The organism is Marinobacter sp. AC-23, from assembly GCF_001858325.1.
Classification (GTDB): domain Bacteria; phylum Pseudomonadota; class Gammaproteobacteria; order Pseudomonadales; family Oleiphilaceae; genus Marinobacter.
The window spans coordinates 49245-58502 of sequence record NZ_MBPP01000028.1 but is presented as its reverse complement, the minus strand read 5'-3'; the positions used below and the strand labels follow the sequence as shown (position 1 = coordinate 58502).

The following is a 9258-nucleotide window of genomic DNA, read 5'->3' as shown; positions in this document are numbered from 1 at the left end:
GGGGCTCGAAAAGACCGGAATAACGAAGCGGTCAAATTTTCGCAATCTCCTAGGCTTGAGTTCAATTTCTGTTAGTCACTAAGGAGGAGTTGTGGCAATAGAGTCACCTTTATTTCAAAGTGCAATGGAGCTGCTCGGACACTCATTGTCACATTACAACGGCAAGAAAGAGCTGGACCGGAAGCTGGTGATTCTTCATCTCGCCAACGCAATCGAGCTGATCCTAAAAGATTTGGTTCTTGATTCAGGTGAGTCCATTTATAAGAACCCAAAAGAAACGATCACTATACAGGGGTGCTTATCAGCACTTGAAAAACATGAGATCGAGGTGCCGTATCTGAATAAGGTTGAACTGTTAATTGATGAGCGCAATGCGCTCCAACACCGATTCGGATCACCTAATGAGCTTACCAGCATCTTTTACATGAACATTGCTCAAAAATTCTTTAAGCAGGTTCTGAAGAAGCACTATGGTCAAGAGTACGATGAGATCATATCGCAGTTTGCTGAGGAGCAAGACCTCGCTGCTTACAATCTGAGCAATCCGTCCAATGACCAAGAGCTCGAAAAGCTACAAGAGCTTTCCAAAATTCATCCCTTAGGGGCACTACTTTCTGCTTGGTCCTATTTTGAGAAAATGACAGAGACCTTTATGTCGGAAGCCGGCTTAGATTTTGGTCGGCGGCGACCATTCATGATGGAATTGACACGGGGCCGCTTGGCGCACTACGGGATTGCACTACCGGAACACCTCCTTTTAAAGATACAGAAAATGCGCCATATCAGAAACATGTCTGCACATGGGCGATCCGAACCGACTAAGGAGGAAGTAGTTGAAACCATTGAAACGATTGAAGAATTAGAACGCGTTCTGGAAAGCCTCGATAAAGATGATATTTCAGAGCGCGCTCGTCCTGACAAAGAAGAGCATGAAGAAAAGCAGAGGCAGTATCTGAAAGACCGAGAAGTCATGAAGGAGCGGCGCCAGCGCATGATGGAGTTTGACGAAACCGATGACTAACACATATAAGCTTTTGGCTCCATTTCATGTGCGCGCATGCTGCAGGAGCTGTGAAGTGTTAGAGAATTCAAAATGAAGATTGATCGAGACTATTTGAAGGGATTATTAGAAGCCTTCCAAGCTGCGAAAGGACCCTTTACGGATATCAGAGAGGTAAAGGAAAAAGGTTTCGATTATGAGGAAGATAATTTCATATTCCACTCCGATATTTTGCTTGATCGCGGGTTTATCGAAAGCCTTTCACCGAGAGATGGAATTGGTTACCAGCGAATGGGGAACGGTGGCTGCACGTGGTCTGTGGTGCCGTTACGGCTCACTGCAGACGGCCATGACTTCATTGAAACGCTGAATGCGCCTAATGTCTGGGAGGACATACAAGCGAACTTCAAGCAGTCTAGTATTGACACCCTTAAAAGCGTAGCGAAAGATCTCGCGATTGGATATGCAAAAAAACGGGTATCGGAATTGCTATCAAATGGTAGTTCATAACATGGCAGTGCACGCGAAAGGCGCGTGATTGCAGCGTTATATTTGAGGAAGCCGATGAAGCGAGTCTATCTCGACAACAATGTCTGGGATTTCGCCTATCAAAATAATATTAATTTGTTAGCTTATTTCCCATTGCATAAATTCTCGCTCGCGATCAGTAAGCATGGTCGATTCGAGATCAATCAGATGCCCAATAAGCCATACACGGTCGGGCTGAAAAAGTATATTTTCTCCCTCCTTGGTGATGATGTAGAGGAGGTCCATACCTTTGGCTTTAAGGATTCACGTTACTCAGACGATGAGCAGCGATCTTCAGGTTTTGGTGCGGGTGCCTTTAGCTCCGTTTTCGAGAATAATGAACGTAGAAGGCTGAATGCTCTGTTTGGTGGGCAAGGAAAGAGGAAAGATGGGCTAATTCTTAACAAACAAGAGGCCGACATCGAGCTTGGAGCTTTGTCGGTACATAATTACGTCCTCACACTCGACAAGAAACCAGGGCCGCTGAAAAGTGCGAGCGGAAATGGAGGCAATGTCATTTTCCTCAATGAACTCTCATCGGCACTTGATCCAAGTGTTCTTCAACAGGCTGCAGATCAAATTGATGGAAAAATATCATCGATCTAACCCTTAAAAATATGTACTGTCACTGCACAACTGCATCATTTACGGTGGCCGTTAGATCACGTGGCTTCGTCGTCTGGTGCCAATTCGCCTCCGGCCTACGCCTCATATGATGTTCATGTTCATCGGCCCGCAGTTTTGCTAGCGGCTTACTTCCCGCCGGCGTTCCGGAGACCGCCTCTCAAGGTTTGGCCCTTGCCATTCGCTAGTGGTTACCGTTGAATCAATCGGATAAAACCGGCTGAACGGTGATCTTCCCACAGGGGACTTTCACACCATTAGTTCATGCCCATGCTGGGCGTACACCAGGCTATGTAGCAGATGCCAAAACCTCCGCTACGCTAAGGCGTTGGCACCGGTGATAGCGGCGTTAGGCCACTGACCCGGAAATTCTCTAACGCCAGCACCAAAGCTTGCCATCGCGCAGGGTTGATGGGCAAGGGATATGCGCATATTATTGGAGTGTCATTTCTTCCGAGGACTGAACCATGCAAGCTGCTGAAGCCACCAAATCCATACGAAAGCCAACAAACCTATCGCTGGACAGTGCCCTTCTCAAAGAGGCAAAAGTTTTAGGAATTAATGTCTCGCGGTCAGCAGAGGCTGGGATCGCGGTGGCTGTGAAACTTCATAAGCAGGAGAACTGGCTGAAAGATAATGCCAAAGCCCTCGCAAGCTCGAACGCATACGTCGAGGCTAACGGCTTGCCTCTCGCAAAGCATCGCCAGTTCTGATGGCTCGTTTCGATGTCTTTGAAAATAAGGGTGGGGCTGGTTTTCTACTGGACGTTCAGTCAGACCTTCTCAGTGGCTTGAACACCCGAGTTGTCGTGCCACTGTTGCCCAAAACCTCGGCACCGTCCCCTGCTCAGAGGCTGAATCCTGTATTTAGCATTGAGGGTCAAGAGGTAGTCATGGCTACTCAGTACATGGCTGCTGTGTCCGAAGGTGAATTGCGTTCTGGCGTTGGTAGCCTTGCTGAACAACAGGATGAAATTTCCGTAGCATTGGACATGCTATTTTTAGGTTTTTGATACAAGGCCCTCTTTAAATTGGACATGCGGTACTGAGACTATGAGATGTATCCCGATTCGGAGTCTAGTTAACAAGCCGCGTGAACTGGGCGTTAAAACTTTTAAGAAGGAGGCATCATGCCAAGGATGACATTACCTAGCCTGTTCGTTCTATCCACACTCCCTGGTTTCGTACTTGCCGGGCAGCCAACCGCAGATGATTATTTGGCGAGCAAATCATTGCTTCTGGAAGTGCGGTACTGCGAGTGTCAGGCCACTAGACCAGACAGCCCTCCATCAGATCTATTGTCAGATTTTCTTGAAAGTTCAAACATGTTGCAGGCTTCTATTTCCGGCAAAGATAAGGGTTTCCTGTCGTCCCAAGAGTTTTCCATGGGCTATGAGTTAAGGCCTGCCGAAGGCTCGCCCGGAACATTTAATTTCAACTACGCTGGAGAGTATCTAGCAAGTAGCGGTGACAGTTCCGGCTACGGAAATCTGGTATTGAAAGCGGGCCAATGGACTAGTCTTTTCGGCTCACATCACGAAAATGAAACTGACTCGCAACATACGGATGTCGCGGTAAGGTTGGTCAAGATGGGTGGCTCCTGATCGTAAGTTTTGACAGTGCGCGCTGACTAAAAATTGACCATTCTCAATGTAGATCTACACTCATCTCATGGTGTAACAAAACGTAACGACAACAACAATCAAAGGGCAACCATCATGAGTCATAAACCATCCCTTCGTTCACTCAGTGTAGCGGCGGCCTCGGCCGTTTTGGTGAGCTTGCCGCTGGCCCTGCAGGCTAAAGCGCCTGAGGTAAGCCAAGATGTGTATTTGGACGGACTGGAAAGCCCGTGGGATCTGGCCTTTATGCCCGACGGCACCATGTTCTTCACTGAAAAGTGCAAAGGCCTCTCGGTTCAGTTGCCCGATGGCACGGTGAATCACCTGTTAGGCATGAGCGGTTCTGAAGGCTATGCCATGACCACTGACGATCTGTTCTGCTCCGGCCAGGCCGGCATGAACGGCGTTACGCTGGACCCAGATTTTGCGGACAACCACACCATCTACGTCTATTCCGCGTATCGCGTAGGCGACGACCCCGCTTCCAATCGGGTGTTACGACTGAAGGTGGGCGGTGACCTGGCCACCGTGTCTGATCGCACCGACATAGTGAAAGACATCCCCTACAAACAGGCACCCACGGATCATCCGTTCGGTGACTCCGGCGCCCACAACGGGGGGCGCATTCGCTTCAGCCCGGATGATGGCTTCCTTTACGTTACAACGGGCGACAACCACAACAGCAGCCTGCCGCAATTTGGGGACAACCTGGGTGCCAAGGTCTTGCGCATTGACGGCAATGGCGACGCGGCCCCCGGCAATGCCGACGCCACACCGGAGGGTTTCGACCCGCGCATCTTTACCTACGGTCACCGCAACGTTCAAGGCATCGCATTTCACCCAGAAAGCCACCAGCCAATCGTCACTGAACACGGCCCCTGGCATTCTGATGAAGTAAACGCCCTGGTGCCAGGTGGCAACAGCGGTTGGGACCCGCGCCCGAACATGGCAGGCCGGGGAGATTGCCCGGATGATTACTGCGGTTACCAGCCCAACCAAAACGAGGGAATGGACCCCGAGGAGCGCTCGGCCTACATGCCCATGACGGACCTTGAAACGTATCCGGATGCCATGAAGCCGCTGTGGAATAACAACGGCTACTCCCAGGGCATCAGCAGTGCCGCCTTTCTGGAAGGTGAACAGTGGGGAGACTGGAACGGCCGCTTGGTAGTCAGCTTTATGGGGATCGGTTTTGGTGGTACACCGGTAGGCCAGCGTATTAACGTGATTGATCTGGCGGCCGATGGACCAACTGTTCAGGACATCACCGAAATGCCGGTACCGGCAGGTTCTGCCCGTTTCCGCGGCCTGGTGATGGGGCCGGATGGTGCGCTCTATGTTACCGTTGACGAAGGCCAAATTCACCGGTTTACTGTTGAGTGATTACCTGACTGACTGCACTGCCCTCGGGCAGTGCAGTCCCCTCCAGAAGTTGAAGGACACCTTATGAAGCGAACAATGCTGTTTGCGTTGGCTTGTGCCCTGGGTCTGGCCCAGGCCCAAGCGGCAGATACCGCAGCAGGCAAGAGCCTCTACGCCAGCAACTGCGCCCAGTGCCACGGGCCGACCGCCAAGGGTATGGCCAGCTTTCCTGCTTTGGCTGGAAAAGATGCAGACTACCTCCAGTCTAGGCTGGAAACCTATCGCGCGGGCGAGAAAGTCGGGGCGAACTCCAGCCTGATGATTCCCAATGCGCGGAACCTGAGCGACGACGACATAGCTAACCTTTCGGCTTTCCTCTCAAATAACGCCCAGTAGTTCCTGCTTTGTTACAACCGCCACCCCTGTGTTCCGGTTCACCGGATGCGCGCAGAGCTGGCTTGTCTATCTTTTCAAAGGTTACTACCAAGGGGTCAGTTTTGTTGCCTGAGTTGAAAACGGTTGGGCTTTTCCTTGTTACAGCGTTAGCGGAAATTGTTGGCTGTTATTTGCCGTACCTCTGGCTTCGCGAGGGCAAAACTATCTGGCTTTTGGTGCCGGGCGCGCTGAGCCTTATGGCATTTGCCTGGTTACTGTCACTGCACCCCACCGCTGCTGGCAGGGTCTATGCTGCGTATGGTGGCGTTTATATTTTTACGGCAATACTTTGGCTGTGGGCCGTTGATGGAGTAAGACCAACGGCATGGGATTTGGTTGGTTCAGGTGTTGCGCTAGTGGGTATGGCAATCATCATGTTCGGGCCGCGCACCACATAACCACAAACTCTTGGGAAGGCTCTGATCTCAAAGAGGCTGAAGAAGAGAGCCGCAAGATAAAACGTCTTGAAGATGAGGTTCACTTTAACGACGCCAGTGCGACGATAACGCCTTCGTCTGCGGCCAGTTTGCCTTGGCAGATATCTGGATAGATCTCTGCCAGTCCACTCAAGCCTTTCACCGTTCTGATTTTTAACCAGTTTCGGCTCCATGCAGCCGATGCATGCAAAAAGCGCTCACTCCGTTCAGAAAAACCCTGCGGTCCCCAGTCTTTCATGCGTTTTTGGATGTACGCAGGCGCAAAGAAGAACTCGCTTTTCGCATCGTCCAGGCCCGCATCCCCCTGGCTATCGGCCCAATGGGTCAGACCAACTCTGATGCTGTAATTCAGGTTTTCGCCCATCCGTTGGGCCAGTTGCTTGAGCAGTGCACTGTTGCCCGACATATCCACGATAACTGTCGGCAGACTGGTATCAATTTGATCAAGCTGATCATAGGTATTCGCGTGCTGATAGACCCCCAGCTGCTTTACCAGCTCAAGGTTGTGTGAGGAGGTGAGCGCAACAGCGGGTGGTGCACCCGGATCATTTGCCAGTGCATAGGCCAGGCCGGTACTTGTTTTGCTGGAGGCGCTGAGAATGATAATTTGCCGGGCCTGATGCCACTCTTTATCTTTAAGGGCGTCCCATAAACAGAACGACGTGATATGGAGCGGCCATAAAAGCATGCGCTCTGCCTCGGCTCTCTTGTCGGCGTCTGCGCCCTGCGGGATTCGGGTATAGTTGTTATAAGCCGGTGGCAACTCCGCCCGATGTGCGCTGCCTTCCATCAGCTGACGCTCAGTAATGTGTGTTGGTTGCATAACAACGTGTGTTGCGGGCGGAAAGTAACCGAATAGCCTCTCCCCCACGGCTATTTGATCACAGCAAGAGTCGATAACCTCTGCAAATCCCCAAACAGGGATGACGCCCCAGCCAGCGCTGTCTTCACCCACAGGCGGGTAAAACTGCCAGTAACCAAGCATGTCGCCGGCCGCAGCGTAGGTGATGTTATTAGCCGTAAAAGAAAAGCTGTCTACGGCAAGCCTGATTTGCCCAGGTACAAGTGGTGCGTCGACGGCGTCAGGGTCTAAAGGAACCAGACGCTGCGTGAGAAAATCGTCTTTTCGTGTCTGGAATTGCGACATCTTTAGATCCTTTTTGGTTTAATTCGCATCTCTAATAAAGTTGATTTTCATCATAGTTCATTACCGAAAAACTTCTCGCCGTGTGCACCTCACCAAGCCTACTGGACACGCACCATCGTGATAAAACGATTTTTTTTGATTGAGCTGTGTTGTTCGCGCTTCACCCTTCAATGAGCATGGCCCTACGGGCGACCGATAGTCAGCAATAGCTTGCGCTTGCTGGTCGCTATGCACATGGGTGTCATCTATTGGGACATCCTCTACAATCTTGATACCCCAAGCGACACAGTGATTATTCTCCCGGAGGGCCTGAGTGTTAGAAGCTCATGATTTTTGGCTATTTTTAAGTGCAAGTTTTTTGCTCTGGATTACCCCGGGGCCCGACACCATGTACATTTTAGCCAGAACCATATCTCAGGGGCGCTTTGCGGGGCTGCTATCTGTACTCGGTGTAAGTGCCGGAATTCTCGCGCACACCCTCTTTGCAGCAATCGGGCTTTCCGCGATACTGGCAACTTCCGCGCTAGCATTTACAGCGGTTAAATTTATCGGCGCCGGGTATTTGATCTACCTGGCATTCAAGCCTTGCGCAATCATCGCAGGTTGGCTGCCGCTTCTGGGGTAGCAGCTCAACGCCGTTCACAACTTTTTTACCAGGGTTCCTTACTAACTTACTGAACCCTAAAATTGCTATTTTCTTTCTCGCATTCTTGCCGCAGTTTGTGGCTCCTGATAGCAATAACAGCTCCAGTATATTTCTGTTTTTAGGCGGTGTATTTGTGCTGGGCGGCACGCTGTGGTGTCTTTTGCTTGTCGCGTTCGCCTCCAGATTTACACAGGCAGCCAGGTCGAATACCCAGTTGGCTGGGGTTGTGGGTAAAATCACAGGGTTTGTGTATATCGGGCTTGGTTTAAACCTGCTCCGTGCAAAGCTTTAGCTCTGAATATCGAGCAGAACAGATCGCACCATGATCGCCGAAAGTATAAGCTACAGCGCCTGCGAAACGCTCAGGATTCATAAAAATGAAAGACTTGACTGATAATCTACGCTCCCTTGACTGGCTTGAAGCCATTCGCTGGACTGCCGACGGCCTGGTGCCGGCTATTGCTCAGGATTCCGCCACAGGCGACATTCTGATGATGGCGTGGATGAACCGGGAATCGCTTCGCCTTACCGTTGAAGAAGGCCAGGCAGTGTATTGGTCACGCTCGCGAGGCAAGCTCTGGCGCAAAGGTGAATCTTCTGGGCATCAGCAGGTCATTAAAGATATCCGCCTCGATTGTGATGAGGATGTGATATTGCTGAAAGTAGAGCAAAAAGGTGGCATTGCCTGCCACACAGGCCGGCGCAGCTGTTTTTACCGCTCCCTGAAAGACGGCCAGTGGGCCAGCGTTGAGCCTGTTATTAAAGATCCGGAGGCCATTTATGGTAGTAACTAAGGAGTGTGTGCAGTGAGTGATGTTCTGGAAAACCTCACTCGGGTTCTCGAAGCCCGTAAAACAGCGGATCCGGAGAAATCCTACGTCGCCAGTCTTCACGCCAAAGGTCTGAACAAGATTCTGGAAAAGGTTGGCGAAGAGTGTACAGAGACACTTCTGGCCGCCAAGGATGCCGAGCACTCGGGAGACACCCGGGCGGTGATCAGTGAAACCGCAGATCTCTGGTTTCACAGTTTGGTTATGCTCTCTAGCCTGGGGCTTAGCCAGAAGGATATTCTGGATGAGCTGTCTAACCGGTTTGACCTTTCGGGGCTAGACGAAAAGGCTTCCCGAATCGAGTAATCTGGCAATACCCCTTACGGGGGTTTCCGCCAACCTACTCCCTTGGCGTACAATACGGCTCTACAGAAACATCAAAAACGAGGACCCCGTAATGGGCATCAGTATTTGGCAACTTCTTATTGTACTGGGCATTGTGGTTCTGCTGTTCGGGACCAAAAAACTGCGCAACATTGGTGGCGATCTCGGTGGCGCCATTCGCGGTTTCAAGAAGTCCATGAATGACGACGACAAACCGGAAGACCCGGACTCTTTGGAAGGCAACGCTAATGAGCAGTCTCAACAGGCCCCTGAAGAGAAATCCAAGGACAAAACCAAAGGCTGA

15 protein-coding genes are annotated in these 9258 nt (G+C 51.0%); 14 read left to right on the top strand and 1 reads right to left on the bottom strand.

What is annotated here, in order from left to right; all coding sequences use genetic code 11:
- Positions 1-91: 91 nt before the first annotated feature.
- The 9 genes from BCA33_RS10660 (at position 92) to BCA33_RS10620 (ending at position 5968) form a co-directional block, all read left to right on the top strand.
- Positions 92-1021, top strand: coding sequence for a hypothetical protein (locus BCA33_RS10660; protein WP_139172981.1), 930 nt, complete (start codon positions 92-94; stop codon positions 1019-1021).
- Between the two features lie 72 nt (positions 1022-1093).
- The gene (locus BCA33_RS10655) at positions 1094-1510 is read left to right on the top strand and encodes a DUF2513 domain-containing protein (protein ID WP_071265688.1); all 417 of its coding nucleotides are present in this window, start codon (positions 1094-1096) and stop codon (positions 1508-1510) included.
- A 54-nt stretch (positions 1511-1564) separates the two neighbouring features.
- Positions 1565-2134 (top strand): hypothetical protein, encoded by a 570-nt coding sequence (locus BCA33_RS10650; protein ID WP_071265686.1) that lies wholly within the window; start codon positions 1565-1567, stop codon positions 2132-2134.
- A 485-nt stretch (positions 2135-2619) separates the two neighbouring features.
- Positions 2620-2865 carry a type II toxin-antitoxin system CcdA family antitoxin gene (locus tag BCA33_RS10645; RefSeq protein ID WP_071265684.1) on the top strand — a complete coding sequence of 82 codons (246 nt, stop codon included), beginning with the start codon at positions 2620-2622 and terminating at the stop codon, positions 2863-2865.
- Positions 2865-3164, top strand: coding sequence for a CcdB family protein (locus tag BCA33_RS10640; protein ID WP_071265682.1), 300 nt, complete (start codon positions 2865-2867; stop codon positions 3162-3164). The genes BCA33_RS10645 and BCA33_RS10640 overlap by 1 nt, the downstream gene beginning before the upstream one ends.
- Before the next feature lie 117 nt (positions 3165-3281).
- Positions 3282-3755 carry a hypothetical protein gene (locus tag BCA33_RS10635; protein ID WP_071265680.1) on the top strand — a complete coding sequence of 158 codons (474 nt, stop codon included), beginning with the start codon at positions 3282-3284 and terminating at the stop codon, positions 3753-3755.
- A gap of 114 nt (positions 3756-3869) precedes the next feature.
- Positions 3870-5156 carry a sorbosone dehydrogenase family protein gene (locus tag BCA33_RS10630; RefSeq protein ID WP_071265678.1) on the top strand — a complete coding sequence of 429 codons (1287 nt, stop codon included), beginning with the start codon at positions 3870-3872 and terminating at the stop codon, positions 5154-5156.
- A 63-nt stretch (positions 5157-5219) separates the two neighbouring features.
- On the top strand, positions 5220-5531 hold the full coding sequence (locus tag BCA33_RS10625; RefSeq protein ID WP_071265676.1) for a c-type cytochrome: 312 nt from the start codon (positions 5220-5222) through the stop codon (positions 5529-5531).
- Between the two features lie 104 nt (positions 5532-5635).
- Complete coding sequence (locus BCA33_RS10620) at positions 5636-5968, top strand: YnfA family protein (RefSeq protein WP_071265697.1); 333 nt, start codon at positions 5636-5638, stop codon at positions 5966-5968.
- A gap of 79 nt (positions 5969-6047) precedes the next feature.
- Here BCA33_RS10620 and BCA33_RS10615 read toward each other — a convergent pair whose 3' ends face one another.
- Entirely contained in the window at positions 6048-7154 is a 1107-nt protein-coding gene (locus BCA33_RS10615; protein WP_071265674.1) for a DUF2855 family protein, read from the bottom strand.
- A 313-nt stretch (positions 7155-7467) separates the two neighbouring features.
- Between BCA33_RS10615 and BCA33_RS20820 the strand changes: the two genes are divergently transcribed.
- The 5 genes from BCA33_RS20820 (at position 7468) to tatA (ending at position 9258) form a co-directional block, all read left to right on the top strand.
- Positions 7468-7779 carry a LysE family translocator gene (locus BCA33_RS20820; protein WP_217632655.1) on the top strand — a complete coding sequence of 104 codons (312 nt, stop codon included), beginning with the start codon at positions 7468-7470 and terminating at the stop codon, positions 7777-7779.
- A gap of 49 nt (positions 7780-7828) precedes the next feature.
- Positions 7829-8092, top strand: coding sequence for a LysE family transporter (locus tag BCA33_RS22800; RefSeq protein WP_217632656.1), 264 nt, complete (start codon positions 7829-7831; stop codon positions 8090-8092).
- Positions 8093-8177: 85 nt separating this feature from the next.
- A complete protein-coding gene (hisI, locus tag BCA33_RS10605; RefSeq protein ID WP_071265672.1) occupies positions 8178-8594 on the top strand; it encodes a phosphoribosyl-AMP cyclohydrolase in 417 nt (138 codons plus the stop codon).
- A gap of 12 nt (positions 8595-8606) precedes the next feature.
- On the top strand, positions 8607-8936 hold the full coding sequence (locus BCA33_RS10600; RefSeq protein WP_071265670.1) for a phosphoribosyl-ATP diphosphatase: 330 nt from the start codon (positions 8607-8609) through the stop codon (positions 8934-8936).
- A 91-nt stretch (positions 8937-9027) separates the two neighbouring features.
- Positions 9028-9258, top strand: coding sequence for a Sec-independent protein translocase subunit TatA (gene tatA, locus BCA33_RS10595; protein WP_071265668.1), 231 nt, complete (start codon positions 9028-9030; stop codon positions 9256-9258).

Bases quoted from the DNA above. Each gene is read 5' to 3' on its own strand.
- BCA33_RS10625 (WP_071265676.1), top strand. From the start codon at position 5,220: ATGAAGCGAACAATGCTGTTTGCGTTGGCTTGTGCCCTGGGTCTGGCC.
- BCA33_RS10645 (WP_071265684.1), top strand. From the start codon at position 2,620: ATGCAAGCTGCTGAAGCCACCAAATCCATACGAAAGCCAACAAACCTA.
- tatA (WP_071265668.1), top strand. From the start codon at position 9,028: ATGGGCATCAGTATTTGGCAACTTCTTATTGTACTGGGCATTGTGGTT.
- BCA33_RS10640 (WP_071265682.1), top strand. From the start codon at position 2,865: ATGGCTCGTTTCGATGTCTTTGAAAATAAGGGTGGGGCTGGTTTTCTA.
- BCA33_RS10630 (WP_071265678.1), top strand. From the start codon at position 3,870: ATGAGTCATAAACCATCCCTTCGTTCACTCAGTGTAGCGGCGGCCTCG.
- BCA33_RS10615 (WP_071265674.1), bottom strand. From the start codon at position 7,154: ATGTCGCAATTCCAGACACGAAAAGACGATTTTCTCACGCAGCGTCTG.
- hisI (WP_071265672.1), top strand. From the start codon at position 8,178: ATGAAAGACTTGACTGATAATCTACGCTCCCTTGACTGGCTTGAAGCC.
- BCA33_RS10635 (WP_071265680.1), top strand. From the start codon at position 3,282: ATGCCAAGGATGACATTACCTAGCCTGTTCGTTCTATCCACACTCCCT.
- BCA33_RS10655 (WP_071265688.1), top strand. From the start codon at position 1,094: ATGAAGATTGATCGAGACTATTTGAAGGGATTATTAGAAGCCTTCCAA.
- BCA33_RS10650 (WP_071265686.1), top strand. From the start codon at position 1,565: ATGAAGCGAGTCTATCTCGACAACAATGTCTGGGATTTCGCCTATCAA.